Annotated in this window: 24 protein-coding genes; 17 read left to right on the top strand and 7 right to left on the bottom strand. The window is 65.3% G+C overall.

The features are described 5' to 3' along the window. Positions 1-6 precede the first annotated feature (6 nt). A complete protein-coding gene (locus NCCP691_RS12080; RefSeq protein WP_373870352.1) occupies positions 7-126 on the top strand; it encodes a hypothetical protein in 120 nt (39 codons plus the stop codon). A gap of 2 nt (positions 127-128) precedes the next feature. Here the strand turns inward: NCCP691_RS12080 and NCCP691_RS12075 are convergent, their stop codons facing one another. From NCCP691_RS12075 to NCCP691_RS12055, 5 genes are all read right to left on the bottom strand, one after another. Beyond that, positions 129-2,771 (bottom strand): putative bifunctional diguanylate cyclase/phosphodiesterase, encoded by a 2,643-nt coding sequence (locus NCCP691_RS12075; RefSeq protein WP_220808611.1) that lies wholly within the window; start codon positions 2,769-2,771, stop codon positions 129-131. After that, positions 2,764-3,948 (bottom strand): GGDEF domain-containing protein, encoded by a 1,185-nt coding sequence (locus tag NCCP691_RS12070; RefSeq protein ID WP_220808609.1) that lies wholly within the window; start codon positions 3,946-3,948, stop codon positions 2,764-2,766. The genes NCCP691_RS12075 and NCCP691_RS12070 overlap by 8 nt, the downstream gene beginning before the upstream one ends. 146 nt (positions 3,949-4,094) lie before the next feature. Further along, positions 4,095-4,295, bottom strand: coding sequence for a hypothetical protein (locus tag NCCP691_RS12065; protein ID WP_220808607.1), 201 nt, complete (start codon positions 4,293-4,295; stop codon positions 4,095-4,097). Positions 4,296-4,309: 14 nt separating this feature from the next. Continuing rightward, positions 4,310-5,026 (bottom strand): type 1 glutamine amidotransferase domain-containing protein, encoded by a 717-nt coding sequence (locus NCCP691_RS12060; protein WP_220808606.1) that lies wholly within the window; start codon positions 5,024-5,026, stop codon positions 4,310-4,312. Between the two features lie 73 nt (positions 5,027-5,099). After that, complete coding sequence (locus NCCP691_RS12055; protein WP_220808604.1) at positions 5,100-6,287, bottom strand: protein kinase domain-containing protein; 1,188 nt, start codon at positions 6,285-6,287, stop codon at positions 5,100-5,102. A 416-nt stretch (positions 6,288-6,703) separates the two neighbouring features. Here NCCP691_RS12055 and NCCP691_RS12050 point away from each other — a divergent pair, with 416 nt between their 5' ends. Beyond that, complete coding sequence (locus NCCP691_RS12050; protein WP_220808603.1) at positions 6,704-7,288, top strand: NAD(P)H-dependent oxidoreductase; 585 nt, start codon at positions 6,704-6,706, stop codon at positions 7,286-7,288. Positions 7,289-7,300: 12 nt separating this feature from the next. Here the strand turns inward: NCCP691_RS12050 and ligD are convergent, their stop codons facing one another. Both ligD and ku read right to left on the bottom strand, forming a co-directional pair. Continuing rightward, positions 7,301-9,832, bottom strand: a complete 2,532-nt coding sequence (ligD, locus tag NCCP691_RS12045) for a DNA ligase D (protein ID WP_220808601.1) — start codon at positions 9,830-9,832, stop codon at positions 7,301-7,303. 9 nt (positions 9,833-9,841) lie between these two features. Further along, complete coding sequence (gene ku / locus NCCP691_RS12040; RefSeq protein WP_220808600.1) at positions 9,842-10,735, bottom strand: non-homologous end joining protein Ku; 894 nt, start codon at positions 10,733-10,735, stop codon at positions 9,842-9,844. Between the two features lie 339 nt (positions 10,736-11,074). On the opposite strand from ku, the gene NCCP691_RS12035 reads away from it, so the two are divergent. The 15 genes from NCCP691_RS12035 (at position 11,075) to NCCP691_RS11965 (ending at position 26,384) form a co-directional block, all read left to right on the top strand. Continuing rightward, a complete protein-coding gene (locus tag NCCP691_RS12035; protein ID WP_220808598.1) occupies positions 11,075-12,013 on the top strand; it encodes a Tim44 domain-containing protein in 939 nt (312 codons plus the stop codon). A 181-nt stretch (positions 12,014-12,194) separates the two neighbouring features. Continuing rightward, the gene (locus tag NCCP691_RS12030) at positions 12,195-13,250 is read left to right on the top strand and encodes a porin (RefSeq protein ID WP_220808595.1); all 1,056 of its coding nucleotides are present in this window, start codon (positions 12,195-12,197) and stop codon (positions 13,248-13,250) included. A 315-nt stretch (positions 13,251-13,565) separates the two neighbouring features. Further along, positions 13,566-14,312: a GntR family transcriptional regulator gene (locus NCCP691_RS12025; protein WP_220808593.1), complete on the top strand. Its 747-nt coding sequence runs from the start codon at positions 13,566-13,568 to the stop codon at positions 14,310-14,312. 9 nt (positions 14,313-14,321) lie between these two features. Beyond that, positions 14,322-15,368 carry a porin gene (locus NCCP691_RS12020; protein WP_220808591.1) on the top strand — a complete coding sequence of 349 codons (1,047 nt, stop codon included), beginning with the start codon at positions 14,322-14,324 and terminating at the stop codon, positions 15,366-15,368. A gap of 132 nt (positions 15,369-15,500) precedes the next feature. Continuing rightward, positions 15,501-16,532 (top strand): ABC transporter substrate-binding protein, encoded by a 1,032-nt coding sequence (locus NCCP691_RS12015; RefSeq protein ID WP_220808590.1) that lies wholly within the window; start codon positions 15,501-15,503, stop codon positions 16,530-16,532. 54 nt (positions 16,533-16,586) lie between these two features. Further along, on the top strand, positions 16,587-17,372 hold the full coding sequence (locus NCCP691_RS12010; RefSeq protein WP_220808588.1) for an ABC transporter ATP-binding protein: 786 nt from the start codon (positions 16,587-16,589) through the stop codon (positions 17,370-17,372). A 10-nt stretch (positions 17,373-17,382) separates the two neighbouring features. After that, positions 17,383-18,150, top strand: a complete 768-nt coding sequence (locus NCCP691_RS12005; RefSeq protein WP_220808586.1) for an ABC transporter permease — start codon at positions 17,383-17,385, stop codon at positions 18,148-18,150. 515 nt (positions 18,151-18,665) lie between these two features. Continuing rightward, positions 18,666-18,920, top strand: a complete 255-nt coding sequence (locus NCCP691_RS12000; RefSeq protein WP_220808627.1) for a Flp family type IVb pilin — start codon at positions 18,666-18,668, stop codon at positions 18,918-18,920. A 2-nt stretch (positions 18,921-18,922) separates the two neighbouring features. Further along, entirely contained in the window at positions 18,923-20,377 is a 1,455-nt protein-coding gene (locus NCCP691_RS11995; RefSeq protein WP_220808585.1) for a pilus assembly protein TadG-related protein, read from the top strand. Further along, on the top strand, positions 20,374-21,204 hold the full coding sequence (locus NCCP691_RS11990; RefSeq protein WP_220808583.1) for a hypothetical protein: 831 nt from the start codon (positions 20,374-20,376) through the stop codon (positions 21,202-21,204). Before NCCP691_RS11995 ends, NCCP691_RS11990 begins: the two co-directional genes overlap by 4 nt. Further along, positions 21,201-21,980 (top strand): hypothetical protein, encoded by a 780-nt coding sequence (locus NCCP691_RS11985; RefSeq protein ID WP_220808581.1) that lies wholly within the window; start codon positions 21,201-21,203, stop codon positions 21,978-21,980. Before NCCP691_RS11990 ends, NCCP691_RS11985 begins: the two co-directional genes overlap by 4 nt. An 11-nt stretch (positions 21,981-21,991) precedes the next feature. Further along, on the top strand, positions 21,992-22,765 hold the full coding sequence (locus NCCP691_RS11980) for a hypothetical protein (protein WP_220808579.1): 774 nt from the start codon (positions 21,992-21,994) through the stop codon (positions 22,763-22,765). Then, positions 22,762-22,962: a hypothetical protein gene (locus tag NCCP691_RS11975; protein ID WP_220808577.1), complete on the top strand. Its 201-nt coding sequence runs from the start codon at positions 22,762-22,764 to the stop codon at positions 22,960-22,962. The genes NCCP691_RS11980 and NCCP691_RS11975 overlap by 4 nt, the downstream gene beginning before the upstream one ends. A gap of 2 nt (positions 22,963-22,964) precedes the next feature. Continuing rightward, on the top strand, positions 22,965-23,918 hold the full coding sequence (gene cpaB / locus NCCP691_RS11970) for a Flp pilus assembly protein CpaB (protein ID WP_220808575.1): 954 nt from the start codon (positions 22,965-22,967) through the stop codon (positions 23,916-23,918). A gap of 60 nt (positions 23,919-23,978) precedes the next feature. Then, the gene (locus NCCP691_RS11965; protein WP_220808573.1) at positions 23,979-26,384 is read left to right on the top strand and encodes a secretin GspD/PilQ domain-containing protein; all 2,406 of its coding nucleotides are present in this window, start codon (positions 23,979-23,981) and stop codon (positions 26,382-26,384) included. Positions 26,385-26,390 lie beyond the last annotated feature (6 nt).

Below are 26,390 nucleotides of genomic sequence, written 5' to 3'. Positions count from 1 at the left end.
GCCGAAATGCTCCATCAGTGGAACCACCACTACAACTGGCACCGCCCGCACCAAGGTATCGGCGGCAAAGCACCAATGTCCAGACTCTCAACCAACCGAAATAACCTCTTGCAACTTCACACCTAGCGCTACAGCAGCATCGCCTGCACCGGCTCGCCGCCGGCGCGCCTGGGCACCATCAGGTCCGGGCCGGGACGGCGGATGTGATAGCCCTGCGCATAGTCGATGCCGAGCGCCGCCACCGCGGCCAGCACTTCCGCGTCCTCGACGAATTCCGCCACCGTCTTCACGCCGAGCTCGCGCGCCAGCGTGACGATGCTCTTGACGAAGGCCATGTAGACCTCGTCATGCAGCATGTTGCGGATGAACTCGCCCTCGATCTTGATGTAGTCCACCGGGAAGCACTTGATGTACTGGAACGACGAATAGCCGGAACCGAAATCGTCGATCGCGAAGGAAAAGCCCTGCAGCTTCGCGTCGAGCACGAATTTCTCCAGCAGCGCCAGGTTGCGCACCGTCTCGCGCTCGGTGATTTCGAACACGATGCGATCGGGACGGATGCCGTGGCGTTCGGCGAGGCGGCCGACGCGGTCGGCGAATTCGCCGACGATCAGCGCCTTGGGCGACAGGTTCACGAAGAGCATGCCCTCGTAACCCTGGCGTTCGATCTGCGCGAAGGCCTTTTCCACCAGCTGATAGTCCATCTTGTGCGCGATGCCCATGCTCTCGGCCTCGGCGATGAAATCGTTGGCGGCGACCAGCTGGTCGTCCAGCTGTATGCGCATCAGCAGTTCATGAATCACGATCTCGCCCGTGGCGGCGTTGCAGATCGGCTGGAAGCTCGGCACGATGCGGTCTTCGTCGAGCGCGTTGCGGATCATCAGGTTCTTCTCGCCCGCCTTGCGGAACACATCCGCCATCTCGTCCTCGCTCGGGATGGCGATGGCGTTCTTGCCGCTGCGCTTGGCCTTGTACACCATGTTGTCGGCCACCAGGAACAGGTCCTTCGGATTGTCGCCGTGCATGGGACTGACGGCGATGCCGATCGAGGTGGTGGCCTTGAGGCGGATGCCGTCCGCGGTCTCCATCGTGAAGCCGTCGAGCGCCTCGAGGATGCGCTCGGCCACGGTGCGCGCCTGGTTTTCCGACGCCTCGGGCAGGATCACGCAGAATTCGTCGCCGCCGTGCCGCGCCAGCATGTCGCCGTTGCGCACCGCGCCGCGCAGCACATCGGCGAACTCCTGCAGGAAGCTGTCGCCGACGTGATGCCCGAAGCGGTCATTGATGGTCTTGAAGTTGTCGAGGTCGAGGACCATCACCGCGAACTGCTGGTCATGCCGGCGGGCGCGGCCGACTTCATAGCCGAGCAGTTCCCAGAACATGCGCTGGTTGTACAGGTCGGTGAGCGGATCGCGGGTGGCGTAGTGCTCCAGGTCCTTGGTGTACTTGTAGATCGCCTTCACCGAGCCGACCAGGTTGAGCAGCGTGGTCAGGATGCTGCCGATCACCATGTGGCGCACATTGTCCTGCGCCATCAGCGACTGCACGCCGATGCCGACGATGCCGCCGATCTTGGGCGTGTCCAGCAGCAGCGTCTTGGTCTGCAGTTCGATGTCGTGCGTGCTCAGCTCGGGCAGGTGCTCGCCGTCGCCGGCGATGTTGTGGGCGATCTGCAGCTGCACGCCGTCGCCGAAGAAGGCATGGCCCTGCAGCTGCGCGCGCAGGATGCGCTCGAACAGCGCGCGCGTGCGCGCCGTCGGCGGGCTGCGCCAGAAGATCTCGCACTCATACGCTTCCTCTTCAACGCGGAAGATGGTGACCAGCGCATAGGCGTCGATGATGGGATGGATTTCCAGCAGCAGGTTCTTGATGAACTCGCGCCAGTCGCGCACCACGTTGGAGGTGATGATGAATTTTTCCAGCAGCCGGATCTCGAATTCCAGCACGCCCTTGTCGACCGCGACCGCCTTGATCTTCTCCACCAGCGTGGCCACATGGCTGAAGGCCTGGTTGAATTCCTCGAAGCCGAAATCGGCACGCCCGGGATGGAAGCGCTCGAAATCCTTGATCGTGTTGATCGTCTCCACCTCGTGCCGGAAGGCCGCCGCCGAGCGGTCGAGCCGCCGCGCCGCGCGCCGCGTCAGCAGGCCGGCCGCCGCCAGCACCAGCGTGCCGAGCGCGACGAACAGCGCGACGTAGTAGCCGCGCACCGTGGCGCTGACGGTCTGCAGGCCGTGCACGATCTCGACCGCGCCGAGCACGTCTCCCTCGCGGGCGGCGCGATGGCAGCCGAGACAGGCGGATTCCGCCGCCAGCGGGAAGACATGGCGGACCGCGCCGCGCTCCACTTCACGCACCGGCTCCCCGTCCGCCAGCAGCCGGCGCACCGCCGGCGTGGCCATGTCGCCACGCGCATCGCCGCGCCCGTCATCCCGGCCAGCCGTCACGGGTGCGGGCCAGACGCGGATTTCCCGCACCGTGCTGGGAAAGGTGGCGCGGATGCCGGCCAGCGTGTCTTCCAGATGCGGCTGGCGGCCGCCCTGGCGCAGCGCCGCGATCACGTCGTCGCGGTTCTGTTGCGCGATCTCGGCGGAGGTTTCCAGGTTGCGCTCTTCCAGCAGCCGTTCGTACAGGAGCGACGATGCCAGGGTGGCGCCGAGAAAGACCAGCGCCGCCACGCCGACGGTCGCGCAGAACACGTAGCCGGTGAGGGTATGCAGCAGCCGTGCCGGCAGGGCGAGGAGCGCGGAGAGGGCGGGGAGGCTAGGCAAGCTGCACCTGCTGCGCGTGCTGTTCTTCGGTCCGGCCGACGCAGCGGTCCCTGCCGCCGATCTTGGCCAGGTACATCCGCTGGTCCGCAATCTCCACCAGCTGCGGCCAGCCGGCCGCGCCGTCGGCGGCGCGTTCGGCGACGCCGAAGCTCGCCGTCACATGACTGCCGTCGGGCCGCTTGCCGAGCCCGCCTTCGCGCAGGCGGCGCACCACCGAGGCCGCGGTCGCGCCATCGGTATTGGGCAGGATCAGCAGGAATTCCTCGCCGCCCCAGCGCAGCAGGATGTCGCCGGTGCGCAGTCCGGCGCGCATCGTCTGCGCTGCGTGCGCGAGCACGCGATCGCCGGCTTCATGCCCGAAACGGTCGTTGATCTGCTTGAAATGGTCGATGTCGACGAAGACCAGGGAGAGCGGGGCGCCGCTGCGCTCGGCGATGTGAAACTGTATCTCCAGCAGTTCCTCGCCGCTGGCGCGGGCGAAGCAGCCGGTCAGACCGTCATGCGTCGCCTGCCGGATCAGCGACATCATGAAACTGAGCTGGCTCATGCCGGCCAGGATGGCCACCGTCGCGATCAGCATCAGCAGCCAGAAAGCGCCGAGGTGGGAGGCCCAGTTCAGCATGTCCAGCTGCATCAGCGCGATCACCGCTTCGGCCGCGAGCACTGGCACCGCGAACACCGCGCCTTCGGACGCGGTCAGCGGAAACACGCTGAGCCCGGCCACCATCACGAAGGGGAGAAAGGCGTAGCCGGCGGCGATCGCGGCCGCCGGGCCGGCCACGCTGAAATGCGACAGCAGGGGATGCGAATAGATGAAGAACAGCGTCGGGATGCTGAACATGAAGGCGAGCGCGCGGTAAGCGTCGAACAGCCGGCCGCTGGGCCTGGCCGACACCGCCAGCAGCGCAAAGGCCAGCGTGGTCACTACCCGCCCCGCCACCAGCAGGCCGGCGACCGGCCACGGAAACACGAGCGCGTCGACCAGGATCCAGAGCGGCGTGAGCACGGCGAACAGGCCGGCCACCATCCGCACCCGCGAAATGATCATGTCGGCGCGCTTGCGCGACAGCAGCGGCGCATGGCCGCCCGGCAGGAATAGGCTGCCGAAGAATTTTTGCGGGGCGACGCCGAGCACGGCGCGCGCGAGCGCTTGCGAGGTGTTTTTAAGAGTTTGCACGAGCGGGCCTTGCGCCGGGCAGGACGTCTCCGGGCCTGTATTATGTTTACGTAAAGCAACAATTGAGGCGGACTCTACCCGCCCAGGTCCGCAAATTTATTGCTCTAGGTCAAACCTTCCCGAATAACGCGCGCCGCGGCGTGCCCTCAGTGCACCGGCGGCTCGTCGTCGGCGTCGATGGCGATGACGCGGAAGCTGCCTTCCTTGTACCCGAGCCGCACCGCGTTTTCGCTGGCCTCGCCGGCGCTGGCCCAGCGCCCGGCCTGATCCTCGCGGTCGGTCAGCGAGGCGTCGCCCGCGAACGGATAGAGATAACCATCCTCGGTCTTGACGATATAGACATGCATGACGACTCCTTTTCTCAGCCCGCGACGGAATGGCGCCGGCGCGTGGCGACGGCGATGCCGGCCCCGATCACGGCCAGCCCGAGCAGGGTTTTCGCGGAAGGGCGCGGCAGGCTCCGCAGCACGCGCTGCGCCTTCTGCACCGGCGCCGCCGGCTGCAGCCGCGGACCGCCGGCCGCCGCCGCCCCGGCCTCGGCGAAAAGATCGCACATGGCGCGGATGAAGGCATTCATGTCCTGCGGACTTCTGCCGGTCACCCAGTTGCGGTCCCGGACCACCGCCTCGTCGCGCCAGGCCGCTCCCGCCTGGACGAACTCCTCGCGCAGACCCGGCCAGGAAGTCAGCATGCGTCCACGCGCCAGACCGGCCGAGGCCAGCACCCCCGGCCCATGGCAGAGCGAGGCGACCGGCTTGCCGGCGGTGTCGAAGGCGCGCACGAAGGCCCGGGCTTCGGCCGACTGCCGCAGCAGATCGGGATTGACGAGTCCGCCGGGGATCAGCAGCGCGTCATAGGCTCCGGCATCGGCGTCGGCCAGGCTGTGGTCCACGCGGATGCGACCGGCGGGTTCATGCAGATTGACGCCGCGGATGCTGCCGGGGTGCAGGGAGACGATCTCGACCCGTGCGCCGCGTTCGCGCAGCGCGTCCGCCGGCGCGGTGAGCTCGGCTTTTTCGTAGCCGTCCGCAGCCAGTACGGCAACCCGTGCGCGCTTCAGATTCTTGCTTCCGAACATGCATCTCTCCTTTCCGGCTTGAAGGACAGGCGCCGGGGCGGGCCTGATGCGCGTCAGAGCATGGCGGGACTTGTTAGTTCGCGGCGGGCGCCGGGCCGCCCTCGTGCGGCGGCGGCGAGAGGACTTCCGCGAGGCGGCGGGTGAATTCGGCGTCGGTCAGCGGCTTGCGCTTGAAGTAGTTCATTTCCGCGACTGCCTCCAGCGTCGGACGTTGCTCGGGCCGCGCCGCCATCATCCGCGCCGCGCACCAGGCGAGTTCATCGGTGGGAAGATCCTCGATCACCTCGGCAGGGAACCCGGCCGGCGGCAGTCCATGCTCATGCCCGTGCGCCAGGGCGTAGAGGACCGCGCCTGTACTGTAGACATCGCCCGAGGTGGCTGTATTGCCAGTCGCGTAGAACGGCTGGATATAGTGATCTGTGCCGACTCTGACGCCCGACATGAATTCGCCGTCATCCGAGTCCGCGACGCAGACGTCGAGATCGACGAGTCTGACGCTGCCGTCGCGGCTCAGAACGAGATTCTCCGGTTTGATATCCCAGTGACGGTAGCCGAGGGCGTGGAAGGCGCGCACCGCCGCAAGTATCCGGCAGGCCAGAGCGTGAATCATCACTGCCCTTGTATCCGGATCACGCGTCAGACGGGCATGCAGTTCGTTGATCACTGTCTGCAGACTTCCCCAGCGGGCGAGCTGGCCCACGAGATAGGCTTTGTCCGGCGTCAGTGATACGCCGTGACGCGGGATGACCGCAGTGCTTTGCCCGATGCCGGTCCACATTGCCCGTCCGTTCTCGCCCACCCGCCTGTCGAATGCTTTCTTTGGCGCGGCGTCGCTGATTTTCACCGCCACGAAGTCTTCGCCGCCGCCGTGCTCGGTCAGGTTCACACCGGGGTACACCTTGCCTGTCACGCCGCCTCCGACAGTACCGTCCTCGTTCAACGCAGGGCCGCCCACGCTGCGGTAGCGCTCCTGAACCGCGGGTGGCAAGCCTTGCGCGGGAAGCCAGTAGAAGTGCGGCCTGTCGCCGGCGACACGTATGATCGCCTCGCCATTGCCGGGAATGCGGGACAGCAGCCGCCCGCCATTCGCATCGGAGTATGTAATCCGCGTCGGGCGGCGTACCAGTTCGTAGCGCAGCCAGAAACCGGCACGCGCGCCGCCGCTGTCGCCCAGCTGTGCGCGGGCGGCGTCCTTCAGCGGCTGCCGGTACTGGCCGCCCATGAAGGCATCGAACTCCGCGCGGCCGATGGCCTGTCGCACGGTTTCCCGCGTCCTTGACCGCACAACCGCGTGCCCGTGGCCGTGCCCGTGCCCCTGCGGGGCGGTGAGCGCTTCCCGCGCCGCCTCCCGGAAGCGGGCGCGCCAGCCATGGTCGGCGGCGGGCGAATGCCTTGCCCGGCTCGTGTCGGAGGGTCCCGGGGTGACGGGGGCGGCCGTCGCTTGCCGGGGCGCGGGAGGCGGCACGGGCTCGATGCGGAGGGACGAAGAGGAAGGGGGGCGGACTACGCTGGCGGTCATGGTGTAAGAGCGTGCGTTTGGAACGTGCCGCATGAGTGTACGGCGCAGGCCGGCCGTTCCGTCGCGCGCGCCTGAACGCCCCGTCACGCTTGATCCAGGACATTTTTTCCGGCGCGGCGCGGTGCTACCGTCACCAGGTAAGCATCCGGGAGCGAAACATGAGCAAACGCATCGTTCTTATCCAGGGCCATCCGGACCAGGCCGCCGGGCGCCTGTGTCATGCGCTCGAAGACGCCTACGCCCGCGGCGCCGCCGAGGCCGGCCACGAGGTGCGGCGCGTGCGCGTGGCGGAGCTGGATTTCCCGCTGCTGCGCAGCCAGCATGAATGGGAAAAGGGCGCCTTGCCCGCCGGCCTGGCCGACGCGCAGCAGGCGATAGGCTGGGCCGAGCACATCGTGCTGTTTTTCCCGCTCTGGCTGGGCGACATGCCGGCGCTGCTCAAGGGCTTTCTGGAACAGGTGGCGAGGCCGGGCTTCGCCTTTCACGGCGAGCGCAATGCATTCACCGCCAAGGGGCTCAAGGGGCGCTCGGCACGGGTGGTGGTGACCATGGGCATGCCGGCGCTCGTCTATCGCTGGTATTTCCGCGCCCACAGCGTGAAGTCCCTCGAGCGCAACATCCTCGGCTTCGTCGGCATCGCGCCGGTGGACGAAACCCTGATAGGCATGGCCGGCAACCTCAAGCCGGAGGATGCCGCCAAATGGCTGCGCAAGATGGAGGCGCTCGGGCGCGAGGCGGACTGACTGACTGACTGACTATTTCCCGCCCAGCCCCAGCCGCTTCTTCATCGCCGCCGTCAGCGATTGCCGGGTGCGGCCGAAGTCCCGCCATGGGTCGTCCCGCAGCGACTGCAGCCTGCGCGGCAGGGTGGCGATCGTCCATTCCCCGCCGCCGCCGATGTCGTGCAGCTCTTCCCAGGCGATCGGCACGGACACCGGCAGTCCGGGACGCGCGCGCACCGAATACACCGAGGCCGTGCTGGCCTGGCGGCGGTTGCGCAGGGTATCGATGAAGATCTTGCCGACGCGGTTCTTCTCGCCCATCCTGGCGGAAAACAGCCTGGGCAGCGTGCGCGCCATGTGCTGCGCGATCGCGAGCGAGAAATCCGCCGCCTCGTCCCATCCCTGCCGGCGCGCGAGCGGCACCACCACGTGCAGGCCCTTGCCGCCGCTGGTCTTGAGGAAGCCTTTCAGGCCCAGCTCGTCCAGCATCACCTTCAGCAGCTGCGCCGCTTCCACCATCGCTTGCCAGGGCAGCGAGGGATCGGGATCGAGATCGAACACCATGTGGTCCGGCCGGTCGATGCGGTCGGCCGTGGCATTGCCGGTATGGAGTTCGATCGTGCCCATCTGCGCGGCGCCGACCAGCGCCCGCGCATCGTCGATCACCATCAGCGGATCGTGGTCGGGATCGAGTTCGGGGTCGAGGGTGCGCATGCCCGGCACACTGACCCGGCTCAGATGCTTCTGGAAGAAATGCTCGCCCTGTATGCCCTCGGGACAGCGCAGCAGATACACCGGGCGATCCTCCAGGTAGGGCAGCAGCCACGGCGCCACCGCTTCATAGTAGAGCGCGAGATCGAGCTTGGTCAGGCCGCTGTGCGGATCGATCACCCGGTCCGGGTGGGTGATCTTCACGCCCTGCACGGTATCGCCGCGCGCGCGGGGCGCGGCGGCATCGGCCTTTCCGTTCACCGGCAGCGCCGCCGCCTGTTCCCGTCTCACCTCGCGCGCACGCTTGTCCTTGCGCAGGCCGTGGAAGACGGCCTGGCGAAGCATGTGATCGGCGGTCCATTCCGCGAACGACACTTCTGCCACCAGCTGCGGCTTGACCCAGTGCGTGTCGCCGCGCCTGAGGCCTGCCGGCATGCGCTCGAAGGGCAGGCTGTCCTGTTCCAGCGACTTGAGCTTCCCGTGCAGGTCCGCCAGCAGGCGTCCGTCGAAGCCGGTGCCCACCCGTCCCGCGTAGCGCAGCTTGCCGTCCTCGCCATAGACCGCCAGCAGCAGCGCCCCGAAGAACTGCCGCGCCCCCTGCGGCTCGGTGTAGCCGACCACCACGAACTCTTGCCGGCGCCGGCATTTCAGCTTGATCCAGTTGGGGCTGCGCTTGCCGAGGTAGATGGAATCGGCGCGCTTGCCGATGATGCCTTCCATCGACAGCCGGCATGCGCTTTCCAGCAGCGAGGCCGGCGGCTGGGGGATCGGCGCGCTGTAGCGCAGCGTTGGCGCGGCATTCTTTTCCATGCGCTGCTGCAGCAGCGCATGGCGTTCGATCAGCGGCGTATTGCGCAGGTCGTAGCCGCCGCAGTAGGGCAGGTCGAACACGAAGTACACGATGTCGGCGGTGCTGCGGCTGTCGAAGGCTTTCTGCAGCAGCTGGAACGACGGCACGCCCTGCGCGTCGAGCACCACGATCTCGCCGTCCAGCCAGGCGCTGCCGAGACCCAGAGCCTTGACCGCCTTTGCCACGCCGGGCAGCCTGGCCGTCCAGTCATTGCCGTCCCTCGTGTACAACGTGACCTGCGCGCCGTCCACCCGCGCCAGCATCCGGTAGCCGTCGAATTTGACCTCATAGATCCAGTCCGCGCCGCGTGGGATGTCTTCCACCAATGTCGCCAGTTGGGGGCGCAGCGTCTCGGGCAGGGGCTGCTTCACGGCTTTCGTGAGTTTCGCCGGCGCGAGCGTGGTGCCCGGGGCCGGCCGCGGGTTCCGCGCGCGCGCCCGGGCCTGCCTCGCCTGCTCCGGCGCCTCCACGCTATGCGGCATGTCCTCGGTGATGTCATAGTCGCGCTGCGCGCGCGCCTGTTCGTCCTGTTCCTTGATCAGCAGCCACTGCTCCTTGTCGCCGCTGGCCTGCAGCCGGGTGCGCACCAGCGTCCAGCCGCCCTGCAGCTTTTCGCCGTCGAGCCGGAACTTGAGCTTGCCCTTGCGGTAGTCCGCCGACGGGTCGCCGAGCGGCTCCCAGTAGCCGGTATCCCAGACTTCCACGTGGCCGGCGCCGTACTGCTTCTCCGGGATGTCGCCGTGAAAGTCCATGTAGTCGAGCGGATGGTCTTCCACATGCACCGCGAGCCGCTTTTCGGCGGGGTCGAGGCTCGGCCCCTTGGGCACCGCCCAGCTCTTGAGCGTGCCGTCGAACTCCAGCCGGAAGTCGTAGTGCAGGCGGCGCGCATGATGCTTCTGGATCACGAAGCGCAGCCGCTCGCCGGGTTCGGCGACCGCGCCGCGCGGCTCGGGGGTGACGCTGAAGTTGCGCTTGGCATGATAGGTGGCGAGCTTGTCCGGCATCACGCGTCCTCAATGAGCGGTCTTGCTGCCGCGCACCCGGGCGGCGGACTTGCGCGCGGCGGGCGGGGGCGCCTTCTTCGCCGGCGCCGGCTCCTTGCGCGGCGCGCGGGCGCCGGCGCCCTGCAGGCTCTGCCGCAGCAGCTCGGTCAGGTCGACGACGTTGCCGGTGGTCTCGGGTTCCTCGACCTGCACGTCGGTGATCTCTTCGGCCAGGCCTTCGTCGAACTTCTTCTTCACCAGCGCCATGATGTCGTCGCGGAAGGTGTCGCGGTACTGTCCCGGATTCCATTCCTCGCTCATGCTGTCGATCAGCTGTGTCGCCATCTGCAATTCCTTGGGCTTGATGGCGACGCCCTTGAGGCCTTCCTCCGGCAGTTCCAGTTCCTCGGTGTCGCGCACCTCGGTGGCCCAGCGCAGGGTGTTGAGCACCAGCGCCCGCGGCGTCGCGATCAGCGCCGCGAGGTGCTGCTTGTTGTGCATGACCACCAGCGCCAGCGCGATCTTCCTCGCCTTGAGCATGGCTTCGCGCAGCAGCGCGTAGACCTTGTCGCCACCCTTGCCCGGGGCGAGATAGTAGGGCGTCTCGTAGAACAGGAAATTGACGTCCTCGGCATCGGTGAAGCCGACGATGTCGATGGTGTGGGTGGACTTGGGGTTGGCGGCCTTGATCTCCTCATCCGACAGGATGACGTAGCGGCCTTCGTACTTGACGCCCTTGATGATGTCGTCCTTGCCGACTTCCTCGCCGGTTTCCTTGACGACGCGCTTGTAGCCGACCGGCTGGAGGGTGTCGCGGCGCAGCCAGTCGAAGTCGACTTCGTCCTGGTGCGAGGCGGGGTAGAGGGAGACGGGGGCGTGCAGCAGGCCGAAGCTGATGGCGCCTTTCCACATGGTTCTGGGCATGGCAACTCCTTTTGGACAGAAGCTTGTTCTTCATGCCCGGGACCAGGCTTGGATCTGTGGCCTTGGCTCTCGTTTTCGCGCTTCTCTCCGCTGCCGCAAGCCCGGAGACTCCGTGGAGACAAGCCGCGACCGGCCCCGGCAGGCTGTTGAAGAACCTGAAATGTTATCGATTCGACCCGCCGGTCATCGGCCGAGTTCTGAAGATGAATCTCTGTCAAGTTATGCTACTTTTTCGAACATAGCACGCGGTTTTGTTCGCTTTTTTCTATTCTCCCGCGCGCGTAGGATGGCCGTCGCTGTGGCCGGGTACGGCCCAGGACATCAACTACGGAGGAAGCAATGAAAAAGTTTTTGGCTGCGATGATGGTTGCGGTCACGGCAATGTCGGTCGTGGTGACCGATGCCCAGGCCAAGCGCGTGGGCGGCGGCGGTTCTGTCGGCAAGCAGTCGCAGAACGTGAGCCAGCAGTCGGCGGCCCCGATGCAGAACCAGGCAGCACCCGCGGCCGCCAAGCCCGCAGCGCCGCCGGCAGCGGCAGCGCCCGCGGCCAAGCCGGCCAGCCCGTGGAAGGGTATCCTCGGCGGCGCACTGCTCGGCCTCGGTCTCGGCGCGCTGCTGTCGCACCTCGGCATCGGCGGCGCGCTCGCCAGCATGATCAGCACCATTCTGATGGTGGCCCTGCTGGCCGGTGCCGCGTTCTTCATCTATCGCATGCTCACGAAGAAGCGTGACGGCGGCGCGGTGGCCAGGAGCGGCATGCAGCCGGCCTGGGCCGGCCCCGGCAGCACCGGCGGCGCGAGCGCCACGCCCGAGATCGGTTCGCGCCTCGAGCCGTCGGCCCAGCCCGCCGGGCTGCAGGCTTCGTCCTTCGGCAGCAGCGGCGCGCAGGCGCCGGCCTGGGAAGTGCCGGCCGACTTCGATACCGCAGGCTTCCTGCGCCACTCGAAGACTTACTTCATCCGCCTGCAGGCGGCATGGGACCGCGCCGATGTGAACGACCTGCGTGAGTTCACCACGCCGGAGATGTACGCGGAGATGAAGCAGCAGCTGCTCGAGCGCGGCGCGTCGGCCAACCATACCGATGTCGTCTCGCTGGACGCCGAACTGCTCGGCATCGAGACCGCCGGCGGCGAGTACCTGGCCAGCGTGAAGTTCACCGGCATGATCCGCGAAGCGGAAAACGCGCCGGCCGAAGCCTTCACCGAGGTCTGGAACCTGTCCAAGCCGGTCAGCGGCAACGGCGGCTGGGTACTGGCAGGCATTCAGCAGCTGTCCTGATCCGCAATTTCTCAGCACTTGGAAAAGGCCGGGCGACCGGCCTTTTTTTTCGTGCTCGACGCAACACTTCCGACCTTCCGGCGCGTGTCATCCGCCAGTCTTGCCAATGTTTCCAGTAAGATACAGCCGCCCGGAGGCCGCCAAAGGGGGCGGCGCCGGTGAACAATCAAACAGGACAGAAATGAAGAAAATCACAGCAGCTTTGGGGATCCTGTCGTGCGCCCTCGCGGGCAGCGCGGCAGCGCAGACGAATGTCACGGTCGGTGGTCTGGTCGACGTGTTTGCGGGATCGGTTCAGTACAGCGGTGAGGCCGGCCGCAGGGCAGTCGTCAACAGCGGCGGCATGACCACTTCCTGGTTCGGCTTCAAGGGCAATGAAGACCTGGGCGGCGGCCTCAAGGCGGAGTTCGCGCTGACGGGCTTCTTCCAGGGTGATACTGGCGCGTCGGGGCGCTTCGGTGGGGATACCCTGTTCTCGCGCGATGCCAACGTCGCGCTGGCCGGCGGATTCGGCCGCGTGGAACTTGGCCGCGGCCTGGCCCCGAACTTCCTGCCGACCGTGCTGTTCAACCCGTTCGGTGACTCCTTCAGCTTCTCGCCGCTGGTCATTCATGGGAATGTTCCGACGTTCGCTGCCGACGGCAGCCTGCGCTGGGGCAGTACGAATGCAGCCGACACCGGCTGGAGCAATCAGATCATCTACACGACGCCGAAGCTCGGCGGCCTCACTGCGAATGTCCACTACCAGTTCGGCGAGCAGGCGGGCGACACCGGCATCAACAACGTCGGCATCAATGCGCTGTACTTCAACGGTCCCATCGGCCTGACCGCGTTCTACCACGACGCCGAGCTGCGCAATCCGATCCCGGCCGTCAGCGCTACCCGCCAGAAGACCGTGATGGTCGGCGGCAGCTACGACTTCAAGGTAGTGAAGGCTTTCGCAACCTGGCAGCGCAACAAGAATGAACTGGCGACCACCGGCGCCGAAGCCTCGACCGACAAGCTGTACAGCCTCGGCCTCTCGGCACCGGTCGGCAACGGCAACGTGCTGGCCGCGTACGCCAATACCAAGCGCGACCTGGTCGCCGCCGCCGACACCAAACGCAACACCTTCTCGGTCGGCTACGACTACTTCCTGTCCAAGCGCACCGACGTCTACGGCGTGGTCATGGCCGACAAGCTCGAAGGCTTCGACCGCGAGACCAGCGTCGGTCTCGGCATCCGTCACCGCTTCTGATCGCGGACGGCAGCAGTCAACCAACCGGGCCTCGCGCCCGGTTTTTTTTCGTCCGCACCGTCCGCGATCTTTCTCGGTGCATCGGGGCGGTGCGGCTTGCGCCGGGTTGGGGCATTTTCCGGGACCGGATTGTGAACAATCCGGGGTCGCGATCGAAACCCAAAGCACCAGCCTTGCTTCGCCATGCGCTCACCCACGGGGCAAAGGCGCGCGGCACCGGCCTGGGCGACAAATCACGGCGCGCATCGTGAGCGCGGGTGAGCCAGTGGCACGCATGTTGCTATTGAGCATCCAGTTCGCTTCCGGATCGCTTTCATGCCTGCCGTCCCCAAACTCGTTCCCGTAGTCCCGCCGCCGCACCCGCCGCTCGCGCCCGAGGAGCGGATGTACATCGACATCTACGACGCGATCATGGAGCACCGGCTGCCGGCCGGCACCAAGCTGACCGAGCAGGCGCTCGGCGAGATCTACGGCCTGGCACGCCACAACGTGCGGCGCGTGCTGGCACGGCTGGCGGCCGACGGCGTGGTCGACATCGAACGCAATCGCGGCGCCTGCATCGCCAGTCCCGGCGAGCGCGAGGCGCAGGACATGTTCGAGCTGCGCCAGGTGCTCGAGGCCAAGGTGATGGACAAGCTCGCCGGACAGCTGGGCGATGCCGACTACGCGAGCCTGCGCCGGCTCATCGATGAAGAGCGCGATGCCTACATGCGCGGCGACCGCCCGCTGTGGATACGGCTGTCGGCCAACTTCCACATCGAGCTGGCCAAGCTCGCCGGCAACCAGCTGCTGGTGGAGGCGCTGCGGCGGCTGGTGTCGCGCACCACGCTGCTGATCTCCACCGTCGATTCCGCCGGCCAGCAGCCGTGCTCCTTCGACGAGCACAAGGCGGTGGTCGATGCGCTGCGGGACAAGGACCGCCACCGCGCGCAGCAGGAAATGGCGCGCCATCTCGACCAGTGCGCGTGCCGGATGATGGCGCGCGGCTCCCGACGATTTGATTTGCGTACGGCCCTGGGCAAGCCGAACGCGCTCGGAACCAGTCCCGTCAACAACATCTAGGAAATACGAATGAAAAAAGTCAAAGCAGCTTTGGGGATCATGGCATGCGTCGCGGCGGGGAGTGCGATGGCGCAGACGAATGTGACGGTGGGAGGGTTGGTCGATGTCTATGCGGGCACCAGGCAGCTGAGCGGGCAAGCCGACCGCGCCGGCGTGGTGCACAGCGGTGGCATGACCACATCGTGGTTCGGCTTCAAGGGCAGCGAAGACCTGGGCGGCGGCCTGAAGGCGGAATTCGCGCTGACCGGGTTCTTCCAGGGTGATACTGGCCAGTCGGGACGGGGCTTTAATGGAGACACCTTGTTCTCGCGCGATGCCAATGTGGGTCTTGCCGGCAGCTTCGGCAGAGTACAGTTGGGACGGGGCCTGGCTCCGAACTTCCTGCCCACGGTGCTGTTCAACCCGTTCGGCGATTCCTTCGGCTTCTCGCCGCTCGTCGTGCACGCGAACACGCCCGGAAGCGGCGGATGGGGAAGCGGGGTAAACGCCGCCGATACCGGCTGGAGCAATCAGATCATCTACACCACGCCGAAGCTCGGCGGCCTGACCGCCAACGTCCACTACCAGTTCGGCGAACAGGCGGGCGACACCGGCATCAACAACGTAGGCGTCAATGCCCTGTACTTCAATGGTCCGATCGGGCTGACCGCGTTCTACCATGACGCGGAGTTGTCCAATCCGGTCCCGGCAGTCAGCACGACACGCCAAAAGACCTTCATGGTCGGCGGCAGCTACGACTTCAAGGTCGTGAAGGCTTTCGCAACCTGGCAGCGCAACAAGAACGAACTGGCCACGACCGAGGCTGAAGTCTCGACCGACAAGCTCTACAGCGTCGGCCTCTCGGCCCCCATCGGCAACGGCAATGCCCTGCTCGCGTACGCCAACACCAAGCGCGACCTCGCCGCCGGCGCCGACACCAAGCGCAATACCTTCTCGGTCGGCTACGACTACTTCCTGTCCAAGCGCACCGACGTCTATGGCGTCGTGATGGCCGACAAGGTGGAAGGCTTCGACCGCGAAACCAGTCTCGGCCTGGGTATCCGCCACCGGTTCTGACGTAACCCGGTCGTGCAGGTCTCCGTGCCTGCACCGCGGCGCACGCCCGGGCGGCGCCGCAAGCGATTTTTCTGCGGACGCCCGCAACGGTGCAGGCACGGAGGCCTGCACTACCTAGAAGAGGAAATATTCATGCGCTCATCACGCGTATCACGACTCGCCGCCGGCCTCGCGCTGTGCGTGCTCGCCCTGCCGGCCCTGGCGCAGGAAACCAGGATCAAGTTCCAGCTCGACTGGCGCTTCGAAGGACCGTCGGCGCTGTTCCTGGTCGCCAAGAGCAAGGGTTACTTTGCGCAGGAAAAGCTGGACGTCACCATCGACGCCGGCAACGGCTCCGGCAACGCCGTCAACCGGGTCGCCTCCGGCACCTATGACATGGGCTTCGCGGATCTCGCCGCCCTGATGGAATTCACCGCCAACAATCCGACCGCGCCGGGCAAGCCGGTGGGCGTGATGATGGTGTACAACGACACCCCGGCCGCGATCTTCGCGCTCAAGAAGAGCGGCATCAGGACGCCGGCCGATCTGACCGGCAAGAAGCTCGGCAGCCCGGTGTTCGACGCCGGCCGCCGCGCCTACCCGATCTTCGCCAAGGCCAACCAGCTCGATCCGGCCAAATCGACCTGGGTCAGCATGGATCCGCCACTGCGCGAAACCATGCTGGTGCGCGGCGACGTCGACGCCATCACCGGCTTCTACTTCACCTCGCTGCTCAACCTGAACGCGCGCGGCGTCAAGGATGAGGACGTGGTGGTCATGCCCTACCCGAACTACGGCGTCAAGCTGTACGGCAACGCGATCATCGCCTCGGATGCGTTCATCAGGCAAAAGCCGGAAGCGGTGAAGGGCTTCCTGCGCGCGTTCGCCAGGGCGGCGAAGGATGTGATGGCCAATCCCGAAGAGGCGATCAAGAGCGTCAAGGAGCGCGACGGCCTGATCGATGAAAAGCTGGAGCTGCGCCGCCTCAGGCTCGCCATCGCCAGCTCGATCGCCACGCCGAACGCAAAGGCCGAGGGCTTCGGCCAGGTCTCCGCGCCGCGCCTGTCGCTGATGGCGTCGCAGGTCTCGGATGCCTACGGCACCAAGACCCGCGTCGATCCGAAGGCGATCTGGGATTCGTCCTACCTGCCCGCCGCGGCCGAACTCAACGTCTTCCCGAAATAATCTTTCGGACCCCATCCCCCCGCCAACGACGGCGGGGGCAACCTGAAAAGCATCATGTCCGAAACCTTCGTCGATTTTCAACGCGTCTTCCTCGCCTACGGCAACTCCGACGAGTTCGCCGTCGAAGACATCTCGCTGCAGACCCGGCAGGGCGAATTCATCGCCATCGTCGGCCCCTCCGGCTGCGGCAAGTCCACCTTCATGAAGCTGGCCACCGGCCTCAAGCCGCCGACCCGGGGACGGGTCAGCATCGGCGGCGAACCGGTGACCGGTCCGCTCAAGTTCGTCGGCATGGCCTTCCAGGCACCGACCCTGCTGCCGTGGCGCACCACGCTCGACAACGTGCTGCTGCCGCTGGAGATCGTCGAACCCTATCGCAGCAACTTCAAGCGTGAGCGCGCGCGCTACGAAGAGCGCGCACTGAAGCTGCTCAGGACGGTCGGTCTGGACGGCTACGCCCACAAATACCCGTGGCAGCTGTCCGGCGGCATGCAGCAGCGCGCTTCGATCTGCCGCGCGCTGATCCATGAGCCGAAGATGCTGCTGCTCGACGAGCCCTTCGGCGCGCTCGACGCCTTCACCCGCGAAGAACTCTGGTGCGTGCTGCGCGACCTGTGGGCCGAGCGCAGGTTCAACGTCATCCTCGTCACGCACGACCTGCGCGAGGCCGCCTTCCTGGCCGACACCATCTATGTGATGAGCAAGCGCCCGGGACGCATCGTCGCCCGCCGCGAAAACCCGCTGCCGCAGCCGCGCGAACTCGACATCACCTATACCGAGCCGTTCACCGCGCTCGTGCATGAACTGCGCGAGCACATCGGCCGCGTGCGCAGCAGTTGAAGGAGACACCATGAATACCAAAGCCATCAAGACTTTCGCCCCCTGGGTGCTGCTGTTCGCCATCCTCATCCTGTGGCAGATCATCTGCAGCGCGTTCGCCGTCTCCGAGTTCATCTTCCCCAGCCCCTATGCGATCGGCCAGTCGCTCATCGAATACGCCGGCCCCATCGCCACCCATGCCTGGCGCACCTTCTGGGTCACCATGGCGGGCTTCGGCATCGCCGTCGCGGTGGGCGTCGCGCTCGGCTTCCTGATCGGCTCCTCGCCGGTGCTGTATGCGGCCGCCTATCCGCTGATGACCGCCTTCAACGCGCTGCCCAAGGCCGCCTTCGTGCCGATCCTGGTGGTGTGGTTCGGCATCGGCGCCGGTCCGGCGATCCTGACCGCGTTCCTGATCTCCTTCTTTCCGATCATGGTCAACATCGCCACCGGCCTGGCCACGCTGGAGCCGGAGCTGGAAGACGTGCTGCGCGTGCTCGGCGCGCGCCGCATGGACGTGCTGCTCAAGGTCGGCCTGCCGCGTTCGATGCCCTACTTCTTCGCCTCGCTGAAGGTGGCCATCACGCTCGCCTTCGTCGGCTCCACCGTGTCGGAGATGAACGCCGCCAATGAAGGCATCGGCTATCTGCTGGTGTCGGCGGGCTCGTCGATGAAGATGCCGCTCGCCTTCGCCGGACTGGTGGTCATCGGCGCGATGGCGATGGCGATGTATGAGCTGTTCGCCATTGTCGAGAAGCGCACGACGGGTTGGGCGCATCGCGGCGGCACGGCCTCCTAGTTGCCGCCGCTTCCTGCCCCGCCCGGCGGCGGCCGCGGTCGGGGCCGATTTCGTCGACCGCCGCAGACCGGGGCGGAATGTATTCGAAATCGCACTTCCGAAGGCCGCCACCAGCATCGCCGGACGGGAAATGGGTTTCTAATTGTTACCACGTCGCTGCGTTCGTTCCGCCGTTGCCCCGGCCGCTGATCTCAAAAGCGAAACACGCGGATAATTCCCCCGACACGCCAGGTTCGCGAGGCATCTCCCTTGTAAAACAAGGCCTCACGCTTGCGGCGCCACTGTTTCGCGCAGCACGCACCGTTTCAATCCTGCGACACTCCCTGCCCGCTTTTGCGCTACCGATAACGTAGCGAAATCATCGCATCACCTTGCACCGTTGGGCTCTTGCCACATTGACAGTTGAATACCTGTTAACTATCTTCCTCCGCTCGCTGTTGCTGTTTTTCTAACTCACCGTACAGGAGGACATCGTGGGCAGGCTTTCCATCAAGCGCAAACAGACGGGGCAGGGCATGACGGAGTACATCATCATCGTCGCACTGATCGCGGTGGCGGCGATCGGGGTGTATCAGTTCTTTGGGCAGACGATACGTAATCAAACGGCCGGTATTGCGCAGGAGGTGGCGGGTCAATCGGCAAGACCGGCGATTCAGCAGGCACAAACCTCCGCCGATGGCGCCATGGGCGAAACACGTGCGAAGGGTCTGGACAGCTACGACAACGCTACCGCGCGAGCTGCAGGCGCAGGCGGTGGCGGCGGAAATTAAGCATGTCCCATCGTACTTCGTCCCCCGTTCCAGCCAGCCGTACCACGCGCAGGCAGAGCGGCGCACGTTGCGGGAACAGGAAACAGCGCGGCCAGGCCCTGGTCTATGGTCTCTTCATCATGACCGGCGGCCTGGCGGCGCTGTTCTTCCTTTTCAATACCGGCCAGCTGTCGAGTGAGAAATCGAAGCTCGTCAATACCGCGGACGCGGTTGCCTACAGCGCCGGCGTCATGCATGCGCGGACGCTCAACTATCTCGCGTACACAAACCGGGCGATGCTGGCCAATACGGTGGCGATTGCGCAGTTGGTGAGTTTGTCTTCGTGGCGGCAGTATGCGGACACCGCGGCGCAGAGAGGGAGCCGGCTCGGTAATCCCGTCAAGTACCCGGCATATTTCTCGAGCTATTTGGCGCTTCAGGAGCGGAGTGACAACTCGAATGGCGGAGGCGAGAGAGATGAACTTGAAAAATTGGCTCGTCAAGCCGACGAGGCGATTTCGGGTTTGCTGAGGAATGCGCAGACGACCGCGTACCAGGGAATGCTGACCGCGCGTCAGCAGGTGATGGACGAGGTCGCGGAGGCCAACTACCGGAGGGGGGCCGACGGAACGGTCGTCGCCGAGCCGCTGCCGTCAGGACCGGATTCGTTTCGCTCTTTCGTCAAGGAGTACACCGGCAACGAGCGCGAACGATTTGGCGAATTGGCGCAGACCGCAGCGAAGCTGGACAGATTTCAGGAATCCCGCTCGTGGTCGCTCGACGCCACCTACCCGGACTGCTCCACTGCGCGGAATCACAATCATACCGACTGGATTGCGCGAGCCGGAGGAACAGAACTACTTGGCCTGGACGAGTGGAAAGCGATCGACACGATGTCCGAGCATGTGTGGAAGCCACAGAACCAATGGGACACGCAATGCTTGAGACCGGTCGAAAAGATCGTTGGGACAGGCGGGCAGTCGGCTGCCGAAACAGCGAGCGTGGACCCGGACCCGCGGCACTATGACTATTCAGTTCTGAAGAATAAGTTCAACACCCCGCTCGCCATGGCGACCTCATTGTCCTCTTCATGGGGTTACTCCGGCATACCCGAGTTTTTTGATCTGTCACGGGAAGATATTGAGTCCGAAGATCCCTCACTGCGTTTTTCCGTTCGTCTCAGACGCCATGTGGCGCAAACAAGCACATCAGAAGGTCGGTCCCGTATCGTCGTTACTCCACGCCTGAACAACAACCGGGCCAACGCCCCGTCGAATGAGCTTGTCGCGGTGTCGACAAGTAAGGTGTATTTCCGCCGGCCTCTCGGGAGCTGTGCGGGAGGCCTCGGGGGCTCACGGGACAACTGTCGCGGCGGCCACGAGACAGGCAGTCTGTTCAATCCCTACTGGCATGTGGGCCTCGTGCAGGACGGAAGCGTGGCTACAGCGCGAGCGCTTCAAGGAGTTGCCCTGCCATGACTGTCACTTTCCGCTTGCATGCCTCCTCGGCAGCCATCTTTATTCTGTCAACCATCATGAGTGCACTTGGATGTACCGGCGCAAGCGCCGCCGAGGATAAAGGAAGACTGGATGAGCGTGTCGTCGGCCACTACGTGCACCTCGTATCGAAACAGGAGAGGGAAACCTCGCCATACGGTATGAGAGACTTGATTGATCAACATAGAACCTGTGTGCGTAATAACAAGGCGGATGGAAAACCCTACCTCCTGGAACCCACAGGCGGCTGGCCTGCCACCCGCAGCCGGGCGGAACGCGAAATTTACTACTCTCGCACGCGCACGATCGCTTTCAATCGCGTGTATCGCTACCGGGTCAAGCGCTCAAACTGCGATCTAGAGGAGCGCTCGTATGAAAAGATCGTTCTCCGGTCTGCAGCAGGTAGCTGTCTTGCGCGGACGACGGAGAAGACTGCCTATGGACAGTGCGACGTTGCTGCCCACCGGCGCATGGTCGCACCGCCTCCCAATGCTCGCTATCCCGGTTTCCGCAAGGCGGGCGTTCGCGACATTGCCGGTTATCCGTGCAACGTGTATCTCGGCACGCCACCCATAGAGATCTGCATAGCGCAGCCAAAGAGCGACTTTCCGATCATGGATGCATTTCATGACGGACATCTGCCCGGTTTGCAGCTGCAGTGGAAAGATGCGGTGCACGACTTCAAGGCGGACGTCGTCCGGATGAACATCGAATTCCCCGAAAGCGTCTTTTCGATCCCGGAAGGCCTTCGTCAAATCCCCATGCCTCCGGTGGAGGACGATCACGAGGATAGGGAGAGGAAGAAATGAACTTTCGCGCATCCAATGTTGCCGGCCAGGCCCTCACCGAGTTCCTCGTCCTTGCCTTCGCCCTGATTCCGCTCTTTTTGCTGATTCCGGTCATCGCCAAGTATCAGGACATCGTTCATGCAACGCAAATGGGAAGCCGCTACGCCGCGTTTGACGCAAGCATCCGCAACCACACCGGCAGCTGGAAACCTGAAGATCAGCTTGCCAGCGAAATCAGGCGGCGCTTTTTCAGCAACAGCGAGGCATGGATCAAGACCGGCGACACGGCAGGCAACTTCGCGGCCCATCGCAACATGTTCTGGCACGGGCCGCGGGGAGACCCGCTTATCAATGACATCGACAGCGATGTCACCGTCAGCTTTGGCGAGAACGCCGGTTCACACCACGAAGACGCTTTCATCCGCTCTTCGGACCGCGGTAATTATCAGCCGCTCGCGGATCGCATCGGCGTTGAAACGCCGGGGATCTACCGCGCAGACGTATCGGTTCGCATTGCCAATCTTCCTTCCGGCTTGCGGAGCTATGAACCATTCGACCGCATCAACCTCGCTGTCACCCGCACCAGCAGCGTACTGATCGACCCATGGACGGCCTCGAGTCCGGACCATACCGACGAACGAGTGTATCGCGTGACGGAGCTGGACGGCCTCAGATCCCTTGGCGCCGAGGCGGACGCCGAGGTAACGCCGATCGACCTGGTCGGCGGCATACGAGGACCCCGCCTGGGGCAGCTCGATTTCTGGCAGGACCTCGTCCCGGATGATCGCACGCGTTGAAGGAGGCACTCATGCACATTTTTTCACTAGCTGAACGCCAGAAACGCGGCCGGTTTGTGGTCCGGCACGCTTGCTTGGCGCTGGCGATCGCCGCACTCGCTGCGGCGTTCTCCGCCCAGGCCGCCGACCATCCTCCCATTCCTCCGGAGGCCAGACGCGTCGACGTCGATGCCACGACGTTCAAGGTGAATGGGGTGACGTCTCGTGTCAGCGGCTTCATCTCCCCGCGCCCACCCTCCAGCGTCGTCAAGTGGTATCGCCAGCAGCTCGGTGAGCCGCTGGCCGAGAACAAGATGGGGAATCGGCAGATTCTCGGCAAGGAATGGGCGGGGCAGTACATCACGGTACAGCTGGAGTCCGCAGGCCAGGGTACCAAAGGCCTTGTTTCCATTGCTTCCCTGAAAGACATACAGCGCGGCCATGACGCAGAACTCGCCGCAAGGGAGCGCTGGCAGAACCGATTGCCCAACGGGTCGCAGCTGTTGAGTCGTATCGAATCGGTTGACGCGGGCCAGACGGCGACTTTCATCGCCTTCGTCAACGGTCACGACGAACTGCTCAACCAGGAGAGCCTCAAGCGCATATTGCGTGAAGAGGGTCTCCAGCTTGAGCGAACCACCGGCGGGGGCGTATCGCCGGCAGCTGCGTCAGGACGGGCCATGACAGGAACGACGATGTACTTCAAAGGCAGTGGCAAGGAGGGAATGGCCACCGTCTTCCGGACGGGCGAAGCCCAAACCGCCGTCATTCTGAATCTCACCACGGTCACCGGGAGCGAGCAATGACAGACCAGCGACTCCGTTCAGTCCGCCGCCACCGGGTAACGGGCCAATCCTCCATCGAATACGTCATCGTCTGCGCCGCACTCGCCTTCGCACTCGGCGTCGGCATGCAAGGCGAGGACAGCGTGCTCAGCCAACTGCTGTCGGCATTCCAGACCGCCTACCGTCGCTTCAGCTTTGCCTTGTCGCTTCCGTACTGACCATGCGCATTTCCATACCTGACACCATCCGCCAGAACAAGACGTGGGCCGTGCTCGCCGCCGCCATCGGCATCGGCCTGGTCGCCGCGCTGATTGCCTACAGCTACCTGTCGCGCCAGATCGCAGAGATCGAAGCCAGAGCGAAAGGCAAGACCGTGCCGGTGATCGTCGCCAAGCGGGACCTGAACAAAGGCACGCCGCTTACCTCGGAGACGGTCGCGATACGCAACGTGCCGGTCGATTACGCGCATTCCGTCGCCGTCACGCCCGAGCAGTTCGGGAATCTCAACGGACAGGCCCTGGCCTATCCCATGAAGGCGGGCGAGATGGTGATCTGGGGTCTGGTCGAGGGGCGGAAGACACCGACGTTTTCCGCGCGCGTCGCGAGCGGACGACGGGCGATGACGGTGCCGGTCGATGAAATCAATTCCATCTCCGGCATGCTGGAGCCCGGCGATCTCATCGACCTCATCGTGACGATCGACCGCAAGTCGAAAAAAGCGACGCTGCCCTTGATGCAGGGCGTGCAGGTGATGGCGACCGGACAGCGCTCGGTGGACGATCCAAAGAGCGGCGAGAAACGCTCCTATTCCACGGTGACGCTCGACACGACCGCGGAACAGGCCCAGAACATCATCATCGCGCGCGAGGCGGGCAAGCTGACGGCCTTGCTGCGCAACCCCAACGACAAGCAGCCGCTGACCGTCAACCACGCCGCGCTCGCTGCCCTGCTCGGAAGCGACGTCGAACTGCTGCAGGGCGACGGCGCCCGTGAAATCCCCGTGCTGTACGGGAACGCCTCGAAACTGACGCCGGAAGCGCTCAATCTGCAAGCGTTTCGCCCGCCACCCTCGTTCAAACCGCCGGAAGCAGCGACCACGCAGCCAGCGCAGCCCGCGGCACCGCCGGACAAGGACCGCGCCACGACTTCCCGCGCCGCCGCCGCCGAACACTGAAAAAGCGAAAACGCCGCACCGCCGTGGCGCGGACGGCGCTCGTCCCCGATTTCGTCACAGATGAGCAAGCACGACAAGCCTGATATGCCCGAATCCAAACATTCACGTCCACGATCAGATATTCCCTCGGCCGCCGGCGCCGGCCTGGTTCATGTTTCTACCTTCATTCTGCTGGCGATCACGGGCATCGCCCTTCCCGCCGTCGCCCAGGACGACCGGCCGCCAACGAAGCCGTCCGTTGAAGCACCGCAGCCGCCCGCGCCGTCGAACGCGCAGTCAAGCCCCCAGCCGAGCGCACAGGCGCCACGCAATGCATTCGGCGAAAACATCGTGCCGAAGGCAAGACCGGCAGGCGCGCGTGCCCAGCGCCCCTACGTCCCCATCAAGAAGCCCGACGACGAGACGGAGATCCCGGAAATCGAGATGTTCGTCGGCGAGTCTCGGGTATTTCCCGCGCCCGGGGTCGCCCGCATCGCCGTCGGCAACGGCCAGATCATGACTGCCGCCGCACTCGACGGAAAGGAAGTCATCCTGTTCGCCAACGGCGTCGGCACCTCTTCGCTGTTCGTCTGGAACGAGGACGGCCGCTACCAGCGGGTAAAGGTCAACATCGTCCCCGGTGACACGACGCGGGTGGCGCGCGAGGTCGCATCCTTTCTGACCACCATCCCGCATGCCAAGGCCTCCATCGTCGGCGACAAGGTGATCGTTGAAGGCGATGCGCTGACCGACGCCGATCTCGCCAAGATCGAACTGCTTGAAAAAAGATATCCGCAGATCGTCAACTTCACCAACCGCCTCGGGTGGGAACCCATGGTGATGCTCGACGTGAAGGTTGTCGAATTCCCGGTGAGCGAGTTGCGCGAGCTCGGCCTCAGATGGAGCACGACCGGCGGCGCCGCGGTCGCCGGCGTATGGAGTCCTTCGAGGAGGGGACATGACGGGCCCTATCAGCTCAACATCCATACGGGGCAGGGCAGTCAGCCGCCGGTGACCTCTGCGGACGGCGGTACCGACGGTGTGAAGCTGACGTCGTCGCTCAACGTGCTCACCGGCCTGAACATGGGCCTCAACGCGCAGCTGAACCTGCTGGCCCAGGACGGCAAGGCCACGGTCCTGTCCGAGCCGCAGCTCGCCGCGCGCAGCGGCGCCAGGGCGAGCTTTCTGGCCGGCGGCGAGTTTCCCTATTCCGTCGCCACGCGCGACGGCATCACGGTCCAGTTCAAGAAGTACGGCGTCAAGCTGGATATCGAACCCAAGGTGGACAGGACCGGTGCGGTACGCGCGACGATGGACGCAGAGGTCAGCAAGATCGATCCCTCGGTTTCCACCCCTAACGGTCCTGCGCTCCTCACTCGCACAACACGTACCGAGTTCAACCTGCGCAGCGGCGAGACCATGGTGATGTCCGGGCTGATCGAACGGGACCATAGTACGAACGTCGACAAGATTCCTCTGCTCGGCGACATTCCCGTCCTCGGGGCCTTGTTCCGGTCCAGGCGCTTTCAGAACCGGGAAACGGAGCTGGTCGTATTCGTCACGCCGCGCATCGTCGATCCGGGCTCGCCCGGACAGGCGGACCGGATAGAGAAGGTGCACGAGCGGCTGGGACAGAGGCTCGGCCCGAAACCCTATCTGAGCGATCCGCTGCTGCCCGGCGTCGATCCGGCGGGACCGTTCCCGGCAAGCAGCCAGCAGGCCCCCGTTCCCGCCGCGCCGGAGCAGGACTCCGCCAGCGCCGGCATCAAGGGACCCCTGCCCGTGGAGCCGGTGACTCCCGTGCCGGTTGCTTCTCCATCCGCCGCTGCTCCTGCGCGGATTGCCAACGCATCCGCCGCGTCCGCCTTGCCGGCTGTGTCACAGGTGCGGCGCGACCCGGGCGGCACGCCGCTGCGCGTCAAACACGACAAGGCGGCCGTGCGTGCCGCGCCTGATCATCGGGCCGATGTGCTGCTGCAGCTGGAACGCGGCGCTATCGTGCGTCTGGGCGACAAGGGCGTGGCCGGCGCCGCTGGCAGCTGGCGGCACGTCGCGGTCGGCGAGTTGCAGGGATGGCTGCCTGCCGATGCGGTCACCCCCCTGCAGGGCGAACCCGGCCAGTCATCTCACGGCCCGGCCTCAATTCCCGGCACCGAACAGCAGGGACGGAACCTGCAACTCGGCGCGTCCGCCGGCGTGCTTCCCGTCCCGGGACGCCGAGTGACTGCGGACTTGCCGTCAGGTCCGGCAGCCGGCCAGGGTCAGACAGGCTATCGCGTCATCCTTAATCGGCTGGCGCTGCGCGTGGCGCCGGACATCAACGCCGACGTGGTCACTCATCTGTCCGCCGGCCAGTCGGTCCGCGCCCTCGACCAGCCGCCGCGGCGGCAATGGATGGCGGTCGAGGCCGACGGCAAGCGCGGCTGGGTGTCGGGGCAGTGGCTCAAGCCCGATGATCAACAGCCGACCGGCGATGCGAAGAAATGAAGGAGG

Source organism: Noviherbaspirillum aridicola, from assembly GCF_019656455.1.
In the GTDB taxonomy this organism is placed as follows: domain Bacteria; phylum Pseudomonadota; class Gammaproteobacteria; order Burkholderiales; family Burkholderiaceae_D; genus Noviherbaspirillum; species Noviherbaspirillum aridicola.
The sequence above is the reverse complement of the archived record's forward strand: the minus strand, read 5'-3'. Positions and strand labels throughout refer to the sequence as shown.

Coding starts and splice junctions, on each gene's coding strand:
- NCCP691_RS11990 (WP_220808583.1), top strand. CDS start 20,374: ATGACTGTCACTTTCCGCTTGCATGCCTCCTCGGCAGCCATCTTTATT.
- NCCP691_RS12000 (WP_220808627.1), top strand. CDS start 18,666: ATGACGGAGTACATCATCATCGTCGCACTGATCGCGGTGGCGGCGATC.
- NCCP691_RS12015 (WP_220808590.1), top strand. CDS start 15,501: ATGCGCTCATCACGCGTATCACGACTCGCCGCCGGCCTCGCGCTGTGC.
- NCCP691_RS12050 (WP_220808603.1), top strand. CDS start 6,704: ATGAGCAAACGCATCGTTCTTATCCAGGGCCATCCGGACCAGGCCGCC.
- NCCP691_RS11980 (WP_220808579.1), top strand. CDS start 21,992: ATGCACATTTTTTCACTAGCTGAACGCCAGAAACGCGGCCGGTTTGTG.
- NCCP691_RS11985 (WP_220808581.1), top strand. CDS start 21,201: ATGAACTTTCGCGCATCCAATGTTGCCGGCCAGGCCCTCACCGAGTTC.
- NCCP691_RS12020 (WP_220808591.1), top strand. CDS start 14,322: ATGAAAAAAGTCAAAGCAGCTTTGGGGATCATGGCATGCGTCGCGGCG.
- NCCP691_RS11965 (WP_220808573.1), top strand. CDS start 23,979: ATGAGCAAGCACGACAAGCCTGATATGCCCGAATCCAAACATTCACGT.
- cpaB (WP_220808575.1), top strand. CDS start 22,965: ATGCGCATTTCCATACCTGACACCATCCGCCAGAACAAGACGTGGGCC.
- NCCP691_RS12035 (WP_220808598.1), top strand. CDS start 11,075: ATGAAAAAGTTTTTGGCTGCGATGATGGTTGCGGTCACGGCAATGTCG.
- ku (WP_220808600.1), bottom strand. CDS start 10,735: ATGCCCAGAACCATGTGGAAAGGCGCCATCAGCTTCGGCCTGCTGCAC.
- NCCP691_RS11995 (WP_220808585.1), top strand. CDS start 18,923: ATGTCCCATCGTACTTCGTCCCCCGTTCCAGCCAGCCGTACCACGCGC.
- NCCP691_RS12010 (WP_220808588.1), top strand. CDS start 16,587: ATGTCCGAAACCTTCGTCGATTTTCAACGCGTCTTCCTCGCCTACGGC.
- NCCP691_RS12080 (WP_373870352.1), top strand. CDS start 7: ATGCTCCATCAGTGGAACCACCACTACAACTGGCACCGCCCGCACCAA.
- NCCP691_RS12065 (WP_220808607.1), bottom strand. CDS start 4,295: ATGCATGTCTATATCGTCAAGACCGAGGATGGTTATCTCTATCCGTTC.
- NCCP691_RS11975 (WP_220808577.1), top strand. CDS start 22,762: ATGACAGACCAGCGACTCCGTTCAGTCCGCCGCCACCGGGTAACGGGC.
- NCCP691_RS12060 (WP_220808606.1), bottom strand. CDS start 5,026: ATGTTCGGAAGCAAGAATCTGAAGCGCGCACGGGTTGCCGTACTGGCT.
- NCCP691_RS12030 (WP_220808595.1), top strand. CDS start 12,195: ATGAAGAAAATCACAGCAGCTTTGGGGATCCTGTCGTGCGCCCTCGCG.
- ligD (WP_220808601.1), bottom strand. CDS start 9,832: ATGCCGGACAAGCTCGCCACCTATCATGCCAAGCGCAACTTCAGCGTC.
- NCCP691_RS12025 (WP_220808593.1), top strand. CDS start 13,566: ATGCCTGCCGTCCCCAAACTCGTTCCCGTAGTCCCGCCGCCGCACCCG.
- NCCP691_RS12005 (WP_220808586.1), top strand. CDS start 17,383: ATGAATACCAAAGCCATCAAGACTTTCGCCCCCTGGGTGCTGCTGTTC.